The 21,605-nt window shown below is 50.9% G+C and carries 21 protein-coding genes and 1 pseudogene; 10 read left to right on the top strand and 12 right to left on the bottom strand.

Going from position 1 to position 21,605, the window contains the following annotated elements; genetic code table 11:
* Positions 1-3: 3 nt before the first annotated feature.
* From sapC to sapA, 3 genes are read right to left on the bottom strand one after another with little or no spacing between them, the layout of a single operon-like run.
* Positions 4-894 carry a putrescine export ABC transporter permease SapC gene (gene sapC, locus BIY29_RS05950; protein WP_121574227.1) on the bottom strand — a complete coding sequence of 297 codons (891 nt, stop codon included), beginning with the start codon at positions 892-894 and terminating at the stop codon, positions 4-6.
* Positions 881-1,846 (bottom strand): putrescine export ABC transporter permease SapB, encoded by a 966-nt coding sequence (sapB, locus tag BIY29_RS05945; protein ID WP_121574226.1) that lies wholly within the window; start codon positions 1,844-1,846, stop codon positions 881-883. The genes sapC and sapB overlap by 14 nt, the downstream gene beginning before the upstream one ends.
* On the bottom strand, positions 1,843-3,537 hold the full coding sequence (gene sapA / locus BIY29_RS05940) for an ABC transporter substrate-binding protein SapA (RefSeq protein WP_121574225.1): 1,695 nt from the start codon (positions 3,535-3,537) through the stop codon (positions 1,843-1,845). Before sapA ends, sapB begins: the two co-directional genes overlap by 4 nt.
* A gap of 234 nt (positions 3,538-3,771) precedes the next feature.
* On the opposite strand from sapA, the gene BIY29_RS05935 reads away from it, so the two are divergent.
* Positions 3,772-4,635, top strand: coding sequence for a hypothetical protein (locus tag BIY29_RS05935; RefSeq protein WP_121574224.1), 864 nt, complete (start codon positions 3,772-3,774; stop codon positions 4,633-4,635).
* A 364-nt stretch (positions 4,636-4,999) separates the two neighbouring features.
* Positions 5,000-6,511: a cellulase family glycosylhydrolase gene (locus BIY29_RS05930; protein ID WP_121574223.1), complete on the top strand. Its 1,512-nt coding sequence runs from the start codon at positions 5,000-5,002 to the stop codon at positions 6,509-6,511.
* A 78-nt stretch (positions 6,512-6,589) separates the two neighbouring features.
* Here BIY29_RS05930 and pspF read toward each other — a convergent pair whose 3' ends face one another.
* A complete protein-coding gene (pspF, locus tag BIY29_RS05925) occupies positions 6,590-7,585 on the bottom strand; it encodes a phage shock protein operon transcriptional activator (RefSeq protein WP_121574222.1) in 996 nt (331 codons plus the stop codon).
* A 220-nt stretch (positions 7,586-7,805) separates the two neighbouring features.
* On the opposite strand from pspF, the gene pspA reads away from it, so the two are divergent.
* From pspA to tyrR, 6 genes are all read left to right on the top strand, one after another.
* A complete protein-coding gene (gene pspA, locus BIY29_RS05920; protein ID WP_121574221.1) occupies positions 7,806-8,471 on the top strand; it encodes a phage shock protein PspA in 666 nt (221 codons plus the stop codon).
* A gap of 69 nt (positions 8,472-8,540) precedes the next feature.
* On the top strand, positions 8,541-8,768 hold the full coding sequence (gene pspB, locus BIY29_RS05915) for an envelope stress response membrane protein PspB (protein WP_121574220.1): 228 nt from the start codon (positions 8,541-8,543) through the stop codon (positions 8,766-8,768).
* Entirely contained in the window at positions 8,768-9,127 is a 360-nt protein-coding gene (gene pspC, locus BIY29_RS05910) for an envelope stress response membrane protein PspC (protein ID WP_121574219.1), read from the top strand. The genes pspB and pspC overlap by 1 nt, the downstream gene beginning before the upstream one ends.
* A 154-nt stretch (positions 9,128-9,281) precedes the next feature.
* Positions 9,282-10,679 (top strand): YcjX family GTP-binding protein, encoded by a 1,398-nt coding sequence (locus BIY29_RS05905; protein WP_121574241.1) that lies wholly within the window; start codon positions 9,282-9,284, stop codon positions 10,677-10,679.
* Positions 10,676-11,719: a YcjF family protein gene (locus tag BIY29_RS05900; protein WP_121574218.1), complete on the top strand. Its 1,044-nt coding sequence runs from the start codon at positions 10,676-10,678 to the stop codon at positions 11,717-11,719. The genes BIY29_RS05905 and BIY29_RS05900 overlap by 4 nt, the downstream gene beginning before the upstream one ends.
* Before the next feature lie 145 nt (positions 11,720-11,864).
* Positions 11,865-13,433 (top strand): transcriptional regulator TyrR, encoded by a 1,569-nt coding sequence (gene tyrR / locus BIY29_RS05895; RefSeq protein ID WP_121574217.1) that lies wholly within the window; start codon positions 11,865-11,867, stop codon positions 13,431-13,433.
* Between the two features lie 33 nt (positions 13,434-13,466).
* Here tyrR and tpx read toward each other — a convergent pair whose 3' ends face one another.
* Both tpx and BIY29_RS20525 read right to left on the bottom strand, forming a co-directional pair.
* Positions 13,467-13,970, bottom strand: a complete 504-nt coding sequence (tpx, locus tag BIY29_RS05890) for a thiol peroxidase (RefSeq protein WP_121574216.1) — start codon at positions 13,968-13,970, stop codon at positions 13,467-13,469.
* Positions 13,971-14,006: 36 nt separating this feature from the next.
* Positions 14,007-14,235 (bottom strand): annotated as a pseudogene (locus BIY29_RS20525) (murein tripeptide amidase MpaA); the annotation flags it as partial.
* A 49-nt stretch (positions 14,236-14,284) separates the two neighbouring features.
* Here BIY29_RS20525 and BIY29_RS05880 point away from each other — a divergent pair.
* Entirely contained in the window at positions 14,285-15,901 is a 1,617-nt protein-coding gene (locus BIY29_RS05880; RefSeq protein ID WP_121574240.1) for a peptide ABC transporter substrate-binding protein, read from the top strand.
* A 5-nt stretch (positions 15,902-15,906) separates the two neighbouring features.
* Entirely contained in the window at positions 15,907-16,923 is a 1,017-nt protein-coding gene (gene zntB, locus BIY29_RS05875; protein WP_205680313.1) for a zinc transporter ZntB, read from the top strand.
* Between the two features lie 258 nt (positions 16,924-17,181).
* Here zntB and ttcA read toward each other — a convergent pair whose 3' ends face one another.
* The 6 genes from ttcA to BIY29_RS05845 form a co-directional block, all read right to left on the bottom strand.
* Positions 17,182-18,117 (bottom strand): tRNA 2-thiocytidine(32) synthetase TtcA, encoded by a 936-nt coding sequence (gene ttcA, locus BIY29_RS05870; RefSeq protein WP_121574214.1) that lies wholly within the window; start codon positions 18,115-18,117, stop codon positions 17,182-17,184.
* 48 nt (positions 18,118-18,165) lie between these two features.
* Positions 18,166-19,401: a site-specific integrase gene (locus BIY29_RS05865; RefSeq protein WP_121574213.1), complete on the bottom strand. Its 1,236-nt coding sequence runs from the start codon at positions 19,399-19,401 to the stop codon at positions 18,166-18,168.
* The gene (gene xisR / locus BIY29_RS05860; protein WP_121574212.1) at positions 19,402-19,620 is read right to left on the bottom strand and encodes an excisionase family protein; all 219 of its coding nucleotides are present in this window, start codon (positions 19,618-19,620) and stop codon (positions 19,402-19,404) included.
* A 79-nt stretch (positions 19,621-19,699) separates the two neighbouring features.
* Positions 19,700-20,176 (bottom strand): hypothetical protein, encoded by a 477-nt coding sequence (locus BIY29_RS05855; protein ID WP_121574211.1) that lies wholly within the window; start codon positions 20,174-20,176, stop codon positions 19,700-19,702.
* Positions 20,177-20,241: 65 nt separating this feature from the next.
* Positions 20,242-20,493 (bottom strand): DNA polymerase III subunit theta, encoded by a 252-nt coding sequence (locus BIY29_RS05850; protein ID WP_121574210.1) that lies wholly within the window; start codon positions 20,491-20,493, stop codon positions 20,242-20,244.
* 44 nt (positions 20,494-20,537) lie between these two features.
* Positions 20,538-21,380, bottom strand: a complete 843-nt coding sequence (locus BIY29_RS05845; RefSeq protein ID WP_121574209.1) for a hypothetical protein — start codon at positions 21,378-21,380, stop codon at positions 20,538-20,540.
* Between the last annotated feature and the right edge of the window lie 225 nt (positions 21,381-21,605).

Below are 21,605 nucleotides of genomic sequence, written 5' to 3'. Positions count from 1 at the left end.
CCATTATTCCGTTTCCGCCAGCAGGGCGCGGCGAATACCGTCCCCAAGCAGATTAACAATCAGCACGCTCAGGGCAATCGCCGCGCCGGGCAACATAACCGTCCAGGGGGCGGCATAGATCAGCTCCAATGAATTACCCAGCATTGCTCCCCATTCGGTGGTCGGTAACTGTGCGCCGAGGTCAAGAAAACCTAATGCGGCAATGTCCAGAATAGCGATAGACAACGCACGGGTGAATTCAGATACCAGTACCGCCGCGATATTCGGCAACACCACATACCAGACAATATAAAACGTGGACGCGCCATCAAGGCGGGTGGCGACAACGTACTCTTTGTCCATTTCATTATGTATCGTGCTGTATATAGTGCGCACCATCCGGGGCAACAACGCCAGCCAGACGGCCAGCATGGCATGTTCCAGTTTCGGGCCGATAAAGGCAATCACCACAATGGCCAGCAGCAGCGACGGAATAGATAACAATGTGTCGAGAATATGGTTGAGCATGGCGGAGCGAAGCCCGCGGGTTACGCCGGCAAAAACGCCTAAAATGACGCCGCACAGCGCCGCCGCAAGGGTGACGATCAATGCCGACCCCACGGTAGGGGCGGCCCCCCTTAACAACCGGCTCAATTGATCGCGCCCCAGATCGTCAGTGCCGAGGAAGAACGACACTTCACCGTAGTGTGACCAGGACGGAGGAAGCATCTGGTAGCCCAAAAATTGCTGGCTGACGTCATAAGGCGCCAGCAGTTCGCCGAACAGGCACAGGCCCAACAAAAACAGAAAACCGTAAAAGCCGACCATCGCCAGCATATCCTGATGAAATACCCGCCAGGTATCACCCAGGCGGCTGGGAAGGCGCTTCTCGCTGTAAACATTATCGAAGGGCATACCATTCCTTATGTTTCAATGGGTTGGTTATTGCACCCCAGATGTCAGACAGCACATTAACCGTAATGACCGTTGCGCCGACAATGATAACGCCTGCGGAAATAGCGGCGTAATCCTGCTGGCGGATCGCGTTAACCAGCCAACGCCCCAGCCCCGGCCAACTGAACACCACCTCAGTAATGATGGTGAGCGTCAGCATGGTAGAAAACTGTAATCCCAGCTTTGGCATAATCGGTGGTAATGCATTGTGCAGCACATGACGGCGAATAATGGTCAGTGGCGACAAACCACGCGTCGCCGCCGCTTTAATGTAGTTTTTACCTATAACTTCAGTGGTGCTGATACGCATCAGGCGTATCACCTCCGTCGTCGGCCCCACGGCGAGTACGGTAATAGGCAGGATCAGATGCCGAATCGCACTGGCAATCATCTCACTACGATAGGGAGAATCTGACAGCCAGGCATCGATCAACGCAAAGCCCGTGACGTTTTTTACCTGATAGAGCAGGTCAAAGCGTCCGGAAACCGGCAACCAGCCGAGATGTAGCGAGAAAAACAGCGTGAGCAGCAGCGCCAGCCAGAATACCGGCAGGGAAAAACCGACGAGCGCCAGCGTACTGATAACAATATCCGGCGCTTTATTCTGCATAACACCCGCAGTGACGCCCAGCGGGATCCCTACCAACAAAGAGAGCGCGAATGCCAGCAGGCAAAGCTCTGTGGTTGCAGGGAAAACATCTTTTAGCTGTGCGCTGATGGCCTGACCGTTAATGCTGGAGCGGCCAAAGTCACCCTGTAACAAGCTGGTGAGATAAAAGTGATATGCATCAAACAGCGATGCGCCGTTGAGGGGGGCGTGCGGTGTGTAATAGCTCAGGCTGAACCCCACCAACGTCAGTAAAAACAAGGTAACCAGCAACAAGACCAGTCGACGCAGAGTAAAGATAATCACGGTTTTTCTCCTGTAGCGTCGTCCTGTGAAGAACGTTTTTGTGGCTGGGGAGCGGCGCTATTCTCGCGGAAAACTCCCGCGAACGAACCGTTACCGAATGGGCTAAGGACTAACCCTTTCATATCATAGCGATAAGCCAACAGGCGTAAGGAGGCGGTCAGCGGCAAAACCGGTATTTGCTCCGCCAGAATCCTCTGCGCCTGTTGGTAGTGTTCAATGCGTTTTGACAATTGCTGTGAAGACAGGGCGTTTTGCAACACTTTATCAAAAGTAGGATCGCACCAATGAGCATAGTTAGTTTGGGAGCGAATGGCGGCACAGCTTAATAAAGGCCGGAAAAAACTGTCGGGATCGTTACTGTCGGTAGCCCAGCCTGCCAGAGTTAAGTCGTGGCTGAGTTCCATCAATTTCGCTTCCTGAAAACGTCCCTCCACCGGCACAATGGTAACCTGCACTCCTACCTGGGCCAGATCGGCCTGTATCAGTTCGGCGGTTTTTAGTGGGCTGGGGTTGTAGGATTGTGACGCGCTGGGCACCCATAAACGCAGGCTGAGATTGGCAATACCCAGCGCCTTTAATATCTTGCGGGATTTCTCCGGGTTGTATTCCGTTACCTGAGCGTCATTATCATACGCCCAGGAGGCTCGCGGTAAGATCGAGGCGGCGGTTTCGGCGGTGCCGTAATAAATTGACTGCATCAGCCGATCGTTGTTAATCGCCAGCGCAATGGCTTCACGGATACGACGGTCATCTAGTGGGGGTTTACGCACATTAAATGCCAGATAGGCGACGTTCATTCCAGAGCGCAACGACAGACGCAACCGAGGATCGTTACGTAAAATAGCAAGTTGGCTGACGGCGGGATAGGCCAGAACATCACATTCGCCGGTCAGTAACTTGGACAACCGGCCTGTACCGCCAGAGCCAAGATCAACCACCACCTGCTGCATACGTGGCAGGCCACGCCAGTACACATTATTACGCGTCAGACGGATATATTGCCCGTAGCGGTATTCATTCAGTCTATAGGGGCCGGTGCCGACCGGTTCGCGATCCAGCAATTCCTGCTTATCATTTTCAGACAGCGCCTGTGCATATTCGGCGGACAGGATCGGCGCATAGTGTGTCGCCAGGTGCCACAGGAAAGATGCATCCGGGCTGTTTAGCCGGATTTCAATGCTGTACTCCCCCAACTTGCGAATACTTTGCACGGAATCAGCAAATTGCAGGCTGTCAAAATAGGGGTATTCACCGCCGTTAACATCATGATACGGGTGTTTTTTATCCAGCATACGTTGAAAACTGAACAGCACATCATCAGCATTCATCTTGCGGGTAGGGCTAAACCAGGCGGTGGTTTGAAACGGAACGTCACGACGCAGATAAAACCGATACGTTGAGCCGTTATCCAGCACTTCCCACCGCTGGGCTAATTCCGGCATCAGGCGATAAGTATAGGGATCAACGTCCAGCAGGCGATCGTAAAGCTGGGCGGCCAGCGTATCAATGGTGACGCCACTGCGCGCCATTTGCGGATTAAACGTATTCAGTATGTCATTTACACAATAGACAAAGCCGCTTTGGCGGATATCTTCCAATGGCGTAGGGGCTGATACCGTTGGCAAAGGGGTCGCCAGCGAGGGCATTGCCAGCCAGACGAATGCCAGTGCGAAATAAGTTTTTCCAGACATGCAGGATTTTTCAGTCAATACGTAATACACAGAGTGTACCGCACTCTGACAATACTCCCCACTCTGTTGTGCGCGTATGGTGACTTTCCGACCGGCTGATATGGCTTATGTCAAATTTTTGCTCTGGATCATATTAAGGTCATTTCATCATGAGAATAACCAATAATTTACTAAGCTATGGGTAAAAGCTGCCGTTATAGCTAAAACTTTGCCCGAAAAATGGAGTGATTCTGAATGGAAAGCATCAGGCCTCGTTGTACCCTTGACCTCGAATTTTCACCTGAGGCGGGTGATGTGACCGATAAATCCGCTGATTTGAATACTGATGCTACCACTGCAACATTTGAGGCCATTGAACTTTCAGATGAAAGCATCGACCACAGAGACAATAAGGCCGACATCTATCAGCAAAATCCGCTGCCTGTGTTAACCGAAGAAGAAATTAATGCGCAAAAGCAACATGAGAAGATAAGGCAGCTAAGAGATACCTCGCTTTCTGCTCCGTTGGATCGCGTCTCTGATCTGGCCACTTCTTTTTTTATTATCGCCATTGAAGGAGCCCGATCGCCGTTCACTGAACTTGCCAATGCCCTGCATGATGCCTTCTCCAGTCCGCTAAATGCCGAAAAAACGGCGATGATGGAGGCTTTTGATATTGCGATGAGAAAAGAGATGCTCACTTTTATCAAGGAGTCCTTTATCACCGACGCGTATCAGCCACAGGCATCAAAAATAATTGACGGTTATATCAGCGAGCTGGTGTCAAGACGGGATGGTGTACGGCTGGGGGCAGCCAACGCGGAATTTTTGCTTGCCTCTAATTTAGGCGACGAAAAATACGCTGAAGCGATACGGGAGGATATTGAGGCTCTGCAACAAGGGAGATATTACGCTCAGGTCGAAATGTCTCAGGCGTTATCGATTGCTGACAACGCACGCAGCGCTGTAGATATGCTCGATCAGTTTGAAATGATGCTGAGAGAGAGCGGCAGTTGTGCACAAACGCTGGATACTGAGTTACAGCATTTAAGCCTGCTGGCCGACCGCTGGGAAGATTTTGTGCAAAAGTACACGCCACGGGCGCTAAAGATACGATGAAAGAGCAATGACAATGTGAAAGGAACCCCACAATCAGTACGGAAATGAGAAAAATTCTCAACAAAGTCCTTTACAGATGATACTGATAACTATTATCATCATTTCCGCGCTTCAGCAGTTGCCTTTTCGCAGGGCGCTGAAGGAGAGCACGACATTGCTCACATTGCTTCCAGTATTATTTTAGCCAGCCTACGTGCTGGCTTTTTTTTTGTTCCGCATTGCCAATACCTTAATTACTTCAAATAAAAAATAATCAATAAAATCAACTATTTTAAGGTGTTTCCTGGATTTTATGCAGTAAGTGTAAACGACAGTATTATGCATAAATCTAAGATAATAGGGGTTCACAACGGAGATCAGGAACATGTGGATAAAGATAGTAAGGACATTAAAGTTAGGCGTGGCGAGCGCCGCGCTGGCGGGGACACTGAGTTTTTCCGCTTCCTGCTCGGCGGCAACGCCGGTACAGATACATGGGCAATTGTCCATCGCGAACGGACGGCTTGTAGGCATGAGCGGTGAACCGGTACAACTAAAGGGAATGAGTTCACACGGTTTGCAATGGTATGGCGACTACGTGAATCAGGATGTCATGAAATGGCTGCGTGACGACTGGGGCATCTCAGTATTCCGGGCGGCGATGTACACGGCGGAGGGGGGATATATCGACAATCCGTCGGTAGCCAATAAGGTAAAAGAAGCCGTTGCAGCGGCGCAGAGCCTTGGCGTCTATATTATTATCGACTGGCATATTTTGTCGGATGGCAATCCGAATACTTATAAAACAGAAGCGAAAGATTTCTTCAGTGACATGGCCGGGCTGTACGGCAGTTCGCCGAATGTGATTTATGAAATCGCCAATGAACCCAACGGCAACGTGACCTGGAATGAACATATCCGACCATACGCGCTGGAGGTGACGCAGACCATCCGTGAGAAGGATCCGGATAATATCATTATCGTTGGCACCGGAACCTGGAGCCAGGATGTGCATGATGCGGCAGACAATCCGCTGCCGGATGCCAATACGATGTATGCGTTACACTTCTATGCGGGTACGCACGGGCAGTTTTTACGTGATCGGATTGATTATGCGCAAAGTCTGGGGGCGCCCATTTTCGTCAGCGAATGGGGAACCAGCGGTGCTTCCGGCAGCGACGGCCCTTTCCTGCCTGAGTCCCAGACCTGGATTGATTTTCTGAACAACCACGGCATCAGTTGGGTTAACTGGTCGCTGGCGGATAAGTCGGAAGCGTCAGCCGCGTTGGCGCCGGGAGCAAGCACGTCCGGCGGCTGGACGGAGGCCGAGCTGTCGGCCTCGGGTAAATTTGTCAGAGAGTTGATTCGTGCTGATCTGGATACGGATGGCGGCGATGATGAAACCACGCCAACTGAGCCGGAAAATCCGGGGCGTGAAGCAGAGACGCTGGTCTTGCAATACCGCAATGGAAATAGCAATTCATTCGATAATGCGATTAATCTGGCGTTCAATATTCAAAATACAGGCAGTACCGTCATAAAGTTGAGCGATCTGAAAGTCCGTTACTATTTCAACGATGACGGTAAATCAACCGACCAGATCTATATTGACTGGGCGAATGTGGGCGCCAGCAATATAACGGCCACCTCTGAAGCCTTGTCCGGTAGTACCACACAGACAAACCGTTATGTGGAATTATCTTTCAGCAGCGGCGCCGGATCGATTCCGGCGGGTGGGCAGAGCGGTGAGGTGCAGGTGCGTATTCATCCCCTGGACTGGAGTAACTATGACGAAACCAATGATTACTCCTACGATAGCAGCATTACCACCTTTACCAACTGGGATAAGATGACCGTGCATGATAAAGGTTCGCTGGTGTGGGGGATTGAGCCTTGACCGAATAAAAGACGAATATAATATTGGTCGCAATAGGATTGCAGCCAGCCTCGGTGCTGGCTGAGTTTGATAACAAACTTACTCATTGACGCTGATGCCATGTTTTTTCAGCAAGCCGCGTAACTGATGATAGGTCAGCCCCAGCAACTCGGCGGCTTTACGCTGATTGAACCGTGCCCTGGCCAGCGCTTGTTCCAGCAGTGTTTGTTCCTGTGTGCGTTGCCACTCTTTCATATCCAGCGGGAAGTTGGGTAGTCCATCCGTCAGCGCCGCTTCAGCGGTGGTTTCGGCGGGCTTGGCCGTTTTATGAAACGGATTAACAATAATGGTATCCAGTGCCCGATCGCTGCTGCCGTGTCGGTAAACCGAACGCTCCACCACATTCTTCAACTCACGAATATTTCCTGGCCAGCCATAATTTATCAGCGTGTCGCGGGCATGGGGGGTGAAGCCGGGAAACAGCGGAAGATGTAATTCGCGGCACATCTGAATGGCGAAATGCTCCGCCAGTAGCATGATGTCCTGCTGGCGCTCGCGTAACGGCGGCAATTGCACGACATCAAACGCCAGCCTGTCCAGCAGGTCGGCGCGGAACTTTCCGCTGGCCGCCAGCGCGGGCAGATCGTCATTGGTGGCGCATACCAGCCGCACATCCACCTGTAGCGATTGACCGCCGCCGACGCGCTCCAACACGCCATATTCAATCACCCGCAGCAGTTTCTCCTGAACCAGCATGGGCGCGGTGGCCAGTTCATCCAGAAACAGCGTGCCGCCGTCGGCGCGTTCAAACCGTCCCAAATGACGCTTCTGCGCACCGGTAAATGCCCCCGCTTCGTGACCAAACAGTTCAGAGTCCAGCAGATTTTCATTCAGCGCGGCGCAGTTCAGTGAAATAAAGGGGCCTTGCCAGCGGGGGGAGAGATAGTGAAGACGGCTGGCGATAAGTTCTTTACCGGTGCCGCGTTCGCCAATGACCAGCACCGGCTTATTGAGCTGCGCCAGTTGTGAAACCTGCTCCAGCACTTCAAGAAAGCTGTTGGCTTCCCCCAATAAATTCTCTTTTTCCTGTGCCATCGACCTTCACCGTGTGATTTTTACTAATAGTTAGCTTATTTGACTAATCTAGCGGGTATTGAAAAATAGTCAAAATTTAACAACTCATATTTTTCAATTGGTTATGTGTTTAGAAAAGTTGGCATGTTTATTGATATAGCTATAACCATATCGCTACTGACGGGTGGTGATAATAAATCAGGCGTAATCAGACGCTGTAAATCATTAAGAGGATTTGATTATGGGTATTTTTTCTCGTTTTGCCGACATCGTGAATGCCAACATCAATTCGTTGCTGGATAAGGCCGAAGATCCGCAAAAGCTGGTGCGGCTGATGATCCAGGAAATGGAAGATACGTTGGTAGAGGTTCGATCCACTTCTGCACGGGCGCTGGCGGAAAAGAAACAGATTGCTCGTCGCATTGAGCAAGCCAAATCGCAACAGGCGCAATGGCAGGAAAAAGCGGAACTGGCCTTACGTAAAGACAAAGACGATCTGGCCCGTGCCGCGCTGATTGAAAAACAGAAAATGACGGACCTGATTGCAATATTGCAGCATGAAGCGGAAAACGTGGATGAAACTCTGGAGCGGATGAAGCGTGAAATTGGCGAACTGGAAAATAAACTGAGCGAAACCCGTGCCCGTCAGCAGGCGTTGACGCTACGTCATCAGGCGGCGTCTTCATCACGTGATGTGCGCCGTCAACTGGACAGCGGTAAACTGGACGAAGCGATGGCGCGATTTGAACAGTTCGAGCGCCGCATTGATACTATGGAAGCGGAAGCAGAAAGCGTGGGGCTGGGCAAACAGAAACCGCTGGATCAGCAGTTTGCCGAACTGCAAGCCGATGATGAAATCAGTGCGCAACTGGCGGCGCTTAAGGCTAAAGTTAAACCAGTTGAATAACCGGACTGGCTGTCGTCATGGCTGGCGGCAGCCATGCGATACGGTAAACATAATAATTAAGGAGACACAATGAGTGCTTTGTTTCTTGCCATACCGCTGACCATTTTCATGCTATTTGTGGCACCGATATGGCTTTGGCTACATTACAGTCAGCGCAAGCAAAACAATGCTCAACTGGGACAAGGCGATATGCAGCGTCTGACGCGACTGACGGAAGATGCCCGACGTATGCGCGAACGTATTCAGGCGCTGGAAGAAATTCTGGACGCGCAACATCCGGACTGGAGAAAATCGTAATGAAACATACATGGTCAGGTAAAACCTTATACCGCATACCGGAAGAGGGGATGCTGAAAGGCGTCTGCGCAGGGTTGGCCCGCTACTTTGATGTGCCGGTCAAATTGCTGCGGGTGATTGTGGTACTGTCGATGTTCTTCGGCTTGTTCTTTTTCACCATACTGGCTTATATCATTCTCAGCTTTATTCTTGAGCCAGCGCCAGCGGACAGCTATCAGACATCGCCGCCGCAAACGCCGAATCAGCTACTGAATGATGCCGATGCCACCCTGAATGCCAGCGAACAGCGCCTGCGCAACATTGAGCGCTACGTCACTTCCGATACTTTTGGCGTCGAGAGCCGTTTTCGCCAGCTTTAAGCGCTTTGCCTCATTGACTAATGGTCATACGACGCCGATCTTATAATATCGCGTCGTATTTTCTTTCCCGACGCCGGGACGATAATCCGCCCTGGTTTCATATACAAACGCATCATTCGCCTCAGTTGAATAATAAGGAGTCATGATTTATCCAATGAAGCGATTACAAAATGAGATTAACTCACTGGTTAACCGCAGTGTGGATCGCCATCTGCGCCTGGCGGTTACCGGGCTGAGTCGCAGCGGGAAAACGGCCTTTATTACGGCATTTGTCAATCAACTGTTGAACATACACAGCGGCGCTCATCTGCCGCTGTTTTCCGCAGTGCGCGAAGGGCGTTTACTGGGAGCCAAACGTGTACCGCAGCGTGATCTCGGTGTTCCCCGTTTTGCCTATGATGAAGGCATGGCGGCGTTATATGGGGAGCCACCCGACTGGCCCCGGCCTACGCGCGGCGTGAGTGAAATTCGCCTGGCGCTGCGTTACCGCTCTAATGATTCGCTGCTACGGCATTTTAAAGACACCTCCACGCTGTATCTGGAAATTGTGGATTACCCCGGCGAATGGCTGCTGGATTTACCGCTGCTTGAGCAAACCTATCTGGGCTGGTCACGGCAGATGGCGGGGCTGTTGCAGGGCGATCGCGCCGAGTGGGCCAAACCCTGGCTGGCTTTGTGTGAAACGCTCGATCCGCTGGCGCCTGCCGATGAAAATCAATTGGCCGCAATTGCGCAGGCTTATACCGACTATTTGGTTCGCTGCAAGCAGCAAGGGTTGCATTTCATTCAGCCAGGGCGTTTTGTGCTGCCGGGCGATCTGGCCGGTGCGCCGGTGCTGCAATTTTTCCCGTGGCCGCAGGTGGATAAACTGGGTGAGGCAACGCTGGTGCAGGCGGATGCCAAAACCAATATCGGTATGCTGCGCCAGCGTTTCGACTATTACTGTCAGTCGGTGGTGAAAGGATTTTATAAGCATCACTTCATCCGTTTTGATCGCCAGATTGTACTGGTGGATTGCCTGCAACCGCTGAACAGTGGCATTCATGCCTTCAACGATATGCGGCTGGCGTTAACCCAACTGATGCAAAGCTTTCATTATGGTAAACGCACGCTGTTCCGGCGTTTATTCTCACCCTGTATCGACAAACTGATGTTTGCCGCCAGTAAATCGGATCACATCACCGCCGATCAACACGCCAACCTGGTGTCATTGCTTCAACAACTGGTACAGGAAGCCTGGCAGAACGCTGCATTTGAAGGCATCAGCATGGATTGTGCCGGCATTGCGTCGATTCAATCGACGCAAAGCGGCGTCGTCGAGCATCAGGGGCAGAAAATACCGGCGCTGAAAGGCCATCGTCTGAGTGATGGTCAGCCCTTGACGGTCTATCCGGGTGAAGTGCCTGCCCGTTTGCCGGGCGCGGCGTTCTGGCAACAACAGGGATTCCATTTTGATCAGTTTCGTCCGCGTGAAATGACCGTGGACACCCCCTTGCCGCATATCCGGCTGGATACGGTAATGGAGTTTTTGTTGGGAGATAAATTGCGATGAACGAACCACTGAAACCGCGTATGACGTTTGATAAGTCGTCCCCTGCGGAACCTCAGCCTCAGTTACGCGCCAGTGTGGCTTTTGATGCGCAGGATGCAGAGCAATTTTCACCGGTCAGCCGTGAGCAGGAAGTCCCTGAAGAGGGCGTGGCCGAAGAGGTGGTCAGCACGGCTTTACGACCCAAACGCAGTCTGTGGCGGCGTTTGGTGATGGCTGGGCTGACGCTGTTTGGCGTCAGCGCTATCGCCCAGGGTGTGCAGTCCCTGCATAATTCCTGGGTACAGCAGGACTGGATCGCGCTGGGGGGGATTACGGCAGGCGGTCTGATTGTGGTGGCGGGAGTGGGATCGGTTGCCGTTGAATGGCGGCGTCTTTACCGGTTGCGTCAGCGGGCGGAAGAGCGCGATATTGCCCGTGATTTACTGCACAGCCACGGTATCGGGCGCGGGCGGGAGTTTTGTGAAAAACTTGCCCGGCAGGCGGGGCTGGATAACGGACACCCTGCGTTGCAGCGTTGGCAGGCCTCGCTGCATGAAACACATAACGATCGTGAAGTGATCGAACTGTATGCCCGCCTGGTTCAGCCGGTGCTGGATAAGCAGGCAAGGCGGGAAATCAGCCGTTCGGCGGCGGAATCCACCTTGATGATCGCGGTCAGCCCGTTGGCGCTGGTGGATATGGCCTTTATCGCCTGGCGAAATTTGCGGCTGATAAACCGTATTGCCGCGCTGTATGGCATCGAACTGGGTTATTTCAGCCGCATCCGGCTTTTTCGTCTGGTGCTGCTGAATATTGCTTTCGCTGGCGCATCTGAACTGGTGCGGGAGATCGGCATGGACTGGATGTCTCAGGATCTGGCCGCCCGGCTGTCAGCCCGGGCGGCGCAAGGTATCGGCGCCGGACTGCTGACCGCCCGTCTGGGCATCAAGGCAATGGAGTTGTGCCGTCCGCTGCCCTGGCTGGATGACAAGCCGCGTTTGGGCGATTTCCGCCGTGAGCTGATTGGGCAGGTGAAAGCGACATTGCAAAAATCGCGATAACGCATCTGATGCGTTGCTCACTACCGGATGGAAAGGTATCCCGTTAGCTGTCAACTTTTTTTGCCACCTGACTTCATCCGGCGAGGACGAAAGCGTATTATCAATGCTTATTAGCCTGTCGCACCTGTTAAGAAGGTAGCCATTGATGCGTCTGGAAGTTTCTTGTGCCAACCGTATCGGCCTGGCCCGCGAATTATTGGATCTGCTGGCGTCGCGCAATATCGACTTGCGTGGCATGGAAATCGATCCTATTGGTCGTATTTATCTTAATTTCGCTACGTTGGATTTTGATGATTTTCGCATATTGATGGCGGAAATCCGCCGTATTGAAAGCGTCAGTGATGTGCGTACCGTGGCTTTTATGCCCTCTGAACGTGAACACCGGGCGTTGAATGCACTATTGGAATCTATGCCTGAGCCGGTGTTTTCACTCGATATGAAAGGCAAGATTGAGCTGTTAAATGCTGCGACGGTAACCTTATTTGATGCCTCGGCTGATAAAATCCGCAACCTGACTATTTCGCATCTGATCGCCGGGTATAACTTTACGGCGTGGCTGGAGCGGGGCGGCAAACCGGTAACGGAGCGGGTGGTGATCCGCGGGCAGGATTTTCTGCTGGAAATCACACCCATTCATCAGGAAGATGAAGCGGGCAAGAATTCAACGGCAGGCGCGCTGGTGATGCTCAAGTCTGCGGTGCGCATGGGGCGGCAATTGCAGGATTTGTCGGTTAATGATGATAGCGGGTTTGAACACATAGTGGCGGTCAGCGCTAAAATGCGTCAGGTGGTGGAGCAGGCCCGCAAGCTGGCGATGCTGGATGCGCCGCTGTTGATCGTCGGGGATACCGGCACGGGTAAAGATATGCTGGCCAGGGCCTGCCATTTACGCGGCCCCCGTGCAAAGAACCCCTTTCTGGCGCTGAACTGTGCGGCACTGCCTGATGAGGTGATGGAAAGCGAACTTTACGGACATGCGCCGGGAGCCTATCCGAATGCGCTGGAAGGCAAGAAAGGCTTTTTCGAACAGGCCAACGGCGGTTCCGTGCTGCTGGACGAAGTCGGCGAGATGTCGGCGCAGATGCAGACCAAGCTGCTGCGTTTTCTGAATGACGGTACATTTCGGCGGGTGGGCGAAGATCATGAAATGCACGTGGATGTGCGGGTGATTTGCGCCACCAAGAAGAACCTGCTGGAAATGGTACAGCGCGGTGAATTTCGGGAAGATCTCTATTACCGTCTCAATGTGTTGACTCTGACATTGCCGCCGCTGCGCGAACGCCCGGCGGATATCATGCCGCTGACGGAACTGTTCGTGGCGCGCTTTGCCGATGAGCAGGGGATTCCTCGGCCCAGACTGGCAGCCGATCTGCCCCAGTTGTTGCCGCAGTACGGCTGGCCGGGCAATATTCGACAGTTGAAGAATACCCTTTACCGTGCGCTGACGCAGTTGGAAGGTAATAAGCTGCGTATGCAGGATATTGAATTGCCCGCTTTTTCGGTGGAGATGCCGCAAAGTGAAGAGCTGCTGGAAGGATCGCTGGATGACATCAGCAAGCGTTTCGAACGCTCGGTATTGACCCGGTTATATCAGACCTATCCCAGTACCCGTAAACTGGCGAAGCGTTTAGGGGTATCGCACACGGCGATTGCCAACAAACTGCGGGAATATGGCCTCAGTCACCGCAAAGCCGCCAGCGAAGAGGATGAATAAAAACGGCTGAGAATACAGCCGTTTTTCATGCGGTTACTTCAGTACCGCCAGGGCTGCATCATAATCCGGCTCGGTGGTGATCTCGTTCACCAGCTCGCTGTACAATACGTTGTCATGCTCATCCAGAACCACAACGGCACGTGCAGTCAGACCTTTCAGTGCGCCATCAACAACCGCGACGCCATAGTCTTGTTTGAACTCGGCGCCACGCAGAGTGGACAGCACCACCACGTTGTTCAGACCTTCCGCCCCGCAAAAGCGGGCTTGCGCAAACGGCAGATCGGAAGAGATACATAGTACAACCGTGTTATCCAGCTCCGAAGCCAACTGGTTAAACTTACGTACAGAGGCAGCACAAACGCCGGTATCAATGCTAGGGAAAATGTTCAGGATTTTACGTTTACCAGCATAGTTGCTGAGAGAGACGTCTGACAGGTCTTTGGCAACCAGTGTAAAGGCTTTGGCCTTGTCGCCCTTTGCGGGGAAAGTGCCTGCTAAGGGAACTGGATTACCTTGAAAATGTACGTTCTGTGACATGTATGCGTCCTTAATTACAGGTGGTTAACATGTTGCTCAGTTTAAGGCAACGCTGGCAACATTGATATATAAATTACGGCACAACAATGCAACCCTTGCGTTAAGGTAATATTCACTGGCGACCAACGGTAAATCAAATTGCTGTGCCAGCCACTGACCGAACGCCGAATTTTAGTGGATCCTCAATGCAGGCCAGTAGCTCATGAAAAGAGACAACCCAGGCGGGATTAAGTTTCCCAATCAGCTCACACAATGTCGTGGTTTCTGACTATTATGTCATTCAGTTATTTCATTATTATCTGAGACAAATCATCATGCGCTATCGTTATTCGGCATTGTATGCCGCGTTGATCGCCGTAGTGACCGAGCCTGTCACCGCAGCGCAAGTCCCGGCTGGCACTATATTGGCCGAAAAACAGGAAATTATACGTCACATTAAGGATGAACCGGCGTCGTTGGATCCGATAAAAGCAGTAGGGCTGCCGGAAGCGCAGGTCTCGCGGGATCTGTTTGAGGGGCTGGTTAATCAGGATGCGAATGGCAACATTGTGCCGGGCGTGGCGCAAGGCTGGCAAACCAACGATAACCGCACCTTCACGTTTACCTTACGCAATGATGCTCGCTGGTCAAACGGCGATCCGGTTACGGCAAAGGATTTTGTATACAGTTGGCGTCGTCTGGTTGCGCCGGAAAATACCTCGCCTTTTGCCTGGTTTGCCCGTCTGGCGGGAATGATGAATGCCGAACAGATTATCAATGGTCAAATGCCGACGGATAAGCTGGGGGTAACTGCGGTTGATGACCATACGCTGAAAGTACAACTCAATAAACCCGTGCCCTATTTTGTCAGCCTGCTGGCAAATTTCAGCCTGTTTCCGGTTCATCAGGCCACGGTGGAAAAATACGGTGACGACTGGACAAAACCCGGCAATCTGGTGGGGAACGGCGCATTTAAACTGCAACAGCGGGTGGTAAACGAAAAACTGGTGCTGGCGGCTAATGAATATTATTGGGATCACGCAAATACCCGGTTGACGAAAGTGACTTTCGTTCCGATTAATCAGGAATCGAACGCGACAAAACGTTATTTATCCGGCGATATCGACATTACTGAATCGTTTCCCAAAAATATGTACCAGAAGCTGTTGAAAGCGTTGCCTGGTCAGGTCTATACGCCTGAACAACTGGGAACCTATTACTACGCATTTAACACCCAGCGGCCGCCAACCAACGATGTTCGGGTACGGAAAGCGCTTTCTTACGCGATTGACCGCAAAGTCATTGCGGAAAAAGTGTTGGGAACCGGTGAAAAACCGGCTTATCACTTTACGCCGGATGTGACCGCCGGATTTGAACCGACAGAGAGTCTGTTGCAGCAATATTCCCAGGCCGAATTGGATGCGCAGGCAAAAGCGTTGATATCTGCTGCGGGGTACGGCCCCGGCAAACCGCTTAAGCTATCGTTGCTGTATAACACCTCGGAAAGCCACCAGAAAATAGCCATTGCGGTTGCATCGATGTGGAAAACAAAATTAGGGGTTGATGTGCGTTTAACCAATCAGGAGTGGCAAACGTATATTGATAGCCGTAACAGCGGTAATTTTGACGTGGTGCGGGCTTCCTGGGTAGGGGATTACAATGAAGCGTCCACCTTTTTGTCGTTATTAACCTCACAGCACAGTGGCAACATCGCACGATTTAAAAATGCCGACTATGACCGTTTAATGAAAGAAGCGGGTAATCAAACCAACGCTCAGGCCTTGAATGCCGATTACAACCGGGCGGAGCAAATTTTGATGGAAGAGGCGCCTATTGCGTCGATCTATCAATACACTAACGGGCGTCTGATTAAACCCTGGGTAAAAGGCTATCCGATCGCCAACCCTGAGGACGTGGCATATAGCCACATGCTGTATATCGTCAAACATTGATTTATATGAGGCGTAATGAACCCTCGCTGGAGGCAAATGTGGGATCCTTTGCAGGAAAAGAACTACAGCATAGCGGCGCTGTTCATGCGTATCAGTTGGATGGCAAGGGCGGGATCGCACCAATAGGCGATCATGACGTGGTAAATAGTACTAAACCTTGCTGGCTGCACCTCGACTCCACACAGCCTGCCAGTGCGCACTGGCTAAGTGAAACCAGCCTGGTGCCGGACAGCGTACGCGACGCGTTATCGGGTGAAAGTATGCGTCCCAGAGTTACCCGGCTGGGTGATGGCACAATGATTACGATGCGCAGTATCAATTGGAATGAGAATGCGCGCCCTGACCAACTGGTTGCCATCCGGATATTTATTACCGACAAGCTGATCATCTCTACCCGGCGCCGTAAGGTTTTGGCGATTGATGAAGTGCTGACCGAGCTTAAAGAAGGCCACGGCCCGACGGATTGCGGGAGCTGGTTGGTTTCCATCGCCGAATCACTGACCGATCACACCAGCGATTTTGTCGATGATTTACATGAAAAAATCGTCGATCTGGAAGAAGATCTGCTGGAGCAAAAGATCCCGCAGCAAGGCGAACTGGCGCTAATCCGCAAACAATTAATTGTTTTGCGGCGTTATATGACGCCGCAGCGTGATGTTTTTTCGCGTCTTTCCGGAGAAAAACTGCCCTGGATGCAGGATGATGACCGGCGCAGAATGCAGGAAATATCCGACAGGTTAGGGAGGGGGCTGGAGGATCTGGATGCCAGCATTGCACGCACGACCGTATTATCCGATGAAGTCACCACACTAATGACGGATGCCATGAATAGGCGAACTTATACCATGTCGCTTCTGGCGATGGTTTTTCTGCCCACCACATTTTTAACCGGGTTATTTGGCGTCAATCTGGGAGGGATACCCGGCGGTGATTCACGCCTGGGGTTCGCAACTTTTTGCCTGATGTTGGTAGGATTGGTTGGGGGCGTTGCCTGGTGGTTAAAACGTAGTAAATGGTTATAAGCACCTATTAATGGTTATTGCGTAGCGCATCACAACCTCTTGCAGAGGCTTTAAAATAAACGCCTAAATTGAGCAATATCAACATTTTTTGCAAGGTTGTCCGGCATTATCACTGACGCAGGTGAATGCAACGTCAAGCGATGGGCGTTGCGCTCCATATTGTCTTACTTCCTTATTTTGAATTACTGCATAGCACAATTGATTCACACCATGCCGACGATTTCGTCGGCATTTTTTTGTCAACAGCTTGAGAACACGCTATTTGATTTCCAGTACGTCTAATCTTGTCCGTGGCAGAGCCTCATCGTCGTCTTCCGGCTGCCAGCCAGCAGGCGTGAGTGGAATGTCTTCACGATCAAACGCCAGATCGCCGCCATCAATCACTTCACTACCGTGGCGGATGCTTTTGAAATCAAACAGCGCATGGTCGGCAAGGTGGGAAGGAACCACATTCTGCATCGCACTGAACATGGTTTCGATACGCCCGGGATAGCGTTTATCCCAATCACGCAGCATGTCCTTGATCACCTGGCGCTGTAGATTAGGCTGAGAGCCGCATAGATTACACGGAATAATGGGATACTGGCGGGCCTCGGCAAAGCGCTCAATGTCTTTTTCACGACAATAGGCCAGCGGACGGATAACTACATGTTTACCATCATCGCTCATCAGCTTGGGCGGCATCCCTTTCAGTTTCCCCCCATAGAACATGTTCAGAAACAGTGTTTGCAGAATGTCGTCGCGGTGATGGCCGAGGGCGATCTTGGTGGCACCCAATTCCGTGGCGGTGCGATACAGAATACCGCGCCGCAGACGTGAACACAGTGAACAGGTGGTTTTGCCTGCCGGTATTTTTTCTTTAACGATACCGTAGGTGTTCTCTTCTACGATCTTGTATTCAATGCCGATATTATCAAGGTATTGCGGTAATACCTGTTCAGGAAAACCGGGCTGCTTTTGGTCAAGATTGACGGCAACCAGCGAAAAGTTAACCGGCGCGCTCTGTTGCAGGTTACGGAGAATTTCCAGCATGGTGAAGCTGTCTTTTCCGCCGGACAGGCAAACCATAATGCGGTCACCTTCTTCAATCATGTTGAAGTCAGCAATAGCCTCACCGACATGACGACGCAGGCGTTTTTGAAGCTTGTTGAGATTGTATTGTTGTTTTTGTTTAAGTTCTTGTTTTTCTAACATTTTAATTTATTCCTATACCCAAAAGGGGCACCAAAGGGGCAAACCACTTCACAGCGCGAGTTTCCGATTCAGCATGCCAACCTGATCTTCATTCATGTCCTCAATCCATTTTCCGTAGATTTCATACACCATTTGCGCGTTCTCATGCCCCATTTGGTTCGCAATAAACGAAGGGTTTGCTCCTGCCGATAGTAACCAGCAAGCATAAGTATGGCGCGTATGGTACGGATTACGGCGGCGAATGCCAGATCGTTTTACAGCCGTGTTCCATAATTGCCCGATGGATGAGAGAGAGTAACTGATTTTTTGTTCGCCTTTTCTCACTCGTGGTAGAAAGACGAAACGTAAATTCTGAATCTCTGTTAAACCATACTCCCTGTGGTGATAGACGATTTCACCCGGTTGACGGCTCCCTGTGATTTCCATTTGAGACTTGAGCGCTTCAAAAGCCGGTTTAAGCAATGTAACAGTACGAATGCCAGCCTGGGTTTTGGGTGGGCCAAAGTGTCCAATAGCTGTCAAATTACGGGATACATGCATAACGCCCGAATTTAGATCGATATCCTCCCAGGCTAATGCTGCAAGCTCACCATGCCGCAAGCCTGTATAGACCGCTAATTGCCACAGATTTTTGTTCTGTCCTGACAAATGCTTTATAAGTTGCGTGAACTCATGTTTAAGTAATGGATCGGGACGGGGTCGGCTCTTTTGAAGTTTCTTTATGCCTTCAAATGGTCTACCTGATATGAAGCCAGAACGATGTGCAAAGCGCAGCAGGGAACAGAGCAGGGAAACATAGTTATCGACAGTTCTGACACTTCGCCCCTCCTTATTGCCACGAACAGATACGTTATAATGTGTTTCTCCGTGAAGTAACTGGTAACGATAGTTCAGGATATCATTTTGGCTAATATCGGTAATGGGTGTATGTTCGCCTATAATATGAAGCAACGTATTTAACTGAGATCCTGTTTTTCGTAAGGTATTTGCTGTCAGTTCTATTTCACGGTTTTTCAGCCATGTACTGGTTAACTCACCAAACGTTGAGATTTTTGCGGTGGAGTTTCTTTTTGCTTTGGTGGAATTAGGGAACCGTTTTGCATAATCAAATTCCCCAAGATTAATTTCACTAACAATAATAGTACGTAGATTACCCGCTTTTTTAATATTAGATGGCGTATTAATCCATCCTGTCAGAATCTCCCTGCAACGTTCACCACGGTACATAAACCAGATGCAGATACTGCCGCTTCTTATTTCAACCCCAGTGGGAAGTTTTGCCATTTATGCCTCTTGGATAAACTGATTTATTGCAGGGTGGTTATACCAGGTAATACCGCGCTGCGTTTTTTCACCGGATGGCGATACGCGCTTGAAATGGACGCCTTCAATCCAGCAGCCTTGTCGATATCGTTCTATCTGTCGTTCATCCAGCCCTGTCTTCTCTTTCAGTGCGTCTTCAACAATCCATTCATGATCAAAGACAATCGGTTTTCTGGTCATGGTCAGTCCTCATAAAAAGGGCGTGCCAATGACACGCCCTTATTCTGGTCGTTTGGTGTGGGTAGGGAAGGGGCTTTGGTTAGTAGAAGGTCCAGCTTTCTGTTTCGGCGTTATGTCCGAAGTTGTATTCGATCTGTGGGGATGAAAGATCCAACTTTTTCATTTCCTCGACAACGGTGGTGATAATTGCAATATCCTGCCTTAACCGTGCCAAATGATATTTCTTTCGACGTAACAGGCTTTCTAACGCCAATTGCTGTGATGGAAAGGCAAAAGAACGCTCTGCCGATTTTGCAACCTTCTTGATCGCATACCGCATATTTTTCTTTTTCCATCCGTCGAGCCATTTCCCCTTATCCCGATCGATATCGTAATCCTTCGCCCAATGAGCAGGGCATAAAAAGGTGTAGCATTCAGTTTGATGGAAAGCGATGTATTGTTCAGAAGAGACTTTAATTCCATCCTCTTCAACAATTTCAATGTATCGCCAGTAGACGGGATAGCCGTTATATTCAGTTTGCGATTCAGGAAATGGAACTGACCATGATTGAAGCATATTTTTCTCCTTAATTTTGGCAATAAAAAACCCGCACTTGGCGGGTTCAATTTGATTGATGTTGGTTACTTCTTATTGGCTTCGGCCATCTTCTGATATACAGGGTCGTTGGCATTCGGAAGCGTTTTGCTAACTTCCCTATAGTGCGCCAGGCGTTCCCTGAAATATGCACGGTGTTTCTCCGGCTGTTCAGCTTCGACCTGGGCCGGAATAACAGGCATATTCATTCGCTCTTTGTACGCAACGCCGCTGGCGGCAATGTCAATATTGACTTTGTCGCGCTCTTCCTGTGGTAAATCACCGAGATTGTATGACATGGCTATCCTCCTAGCGAAGAGTATAGCGCAGGGCTGTAAGTGGGTTAATCAGTGGTTTTGCTTGGCTGTGGAGCTGCGGCGAGCATGGCGGAATAAATTACAGACGGATTATTGCCCCCAAACTCTTCCATATATCCCCTTGCTGCTCGACCAGCGGCTCTAATCATTGCATAAGTTGCTTTCGCTGGCACCAGTACCCAACCATCCGGTATTACCGGAGAGTTGCCGACAAAATCAGCCCGGATATACAACGTGTCATCAGGATGCTGGCTGTCATCGCACCATGTCATGTCTCCGACGACCCCGCCAGCCGGCCATTCCCCAGCCGTTTGCAACCAGATTTTTTCTGGTGCGTCGGTGCATGGCTTGTTTTTCGGCAATGGATTTAGCTTGCTTACAGGTTCGGCATTACCGGACAACTGGAGCATCGCTGCGCGGCATGCATTCCATCCCTCAAGATGACCGTGATCGAAAACGTTTATTAATCCGCTGGGGCTAATCTTGTAGTCTTGCCGAGTTTTCTGATCCGGCACCGCTGGTGGAACGGGCGCGGCGTATACCGGATAGCGGCCCAATGAAAACCCATCACTTACATTTACCACCTGTAGGGACAGGTCCTCCATGCATTTAATTTCAGCAACCGGTTCCTGCTTTTGCAGTTCTACGATGCGGTCTTTCGACTCTTCATATGCAGTTCGATAAACCTCAGAAATGCGCTGCAAGTTCATGAACGCGGTCGTCATCACTGACAGCTTTTCCAGTGAATCCTTGCAGCGAGGAACCGCGTTTTGTTCCTGGCCGAAATGCAGTTTTGCGAGGTGTGCCTGATGCTCGTCAAAATACTCGCCACAATGAAAGCAGCGCCAACCTTTCGTTAAATCTGTCATGCTAATTAACCTCCTTGACTGCCATAACAGCGTCCACAGGTAGACATTCGTAGGCGCTGGGCAATTTTTGCGCCCGAATATCAGCTTCACAATTTTGTCGATCGGGATATATCCAGCCTTGCGGTTCGTATTGGCAGGGCTGGAACGTGTAACAGACGTAGAGAAATAGACCGAACAAGGTGGCCTCCTTCGGTATTAGTTGGAAAAGGGAATGACCGCATCACA

The organism is Brenneria alni, assembly GCF_003666245.1.
In the GTDB taxonomy this organism is placed as follows: Bacteria; Pseudomonadota; Gammaproteobacteria; order Enterobacterales; family Enterobacteriaceae; genus Brenneria; species Brenneria alni.
Note: the sequence above shows the minus strand (reverse complement) of the source record. Positions and strands in the feature narration are given on the sequence as shown.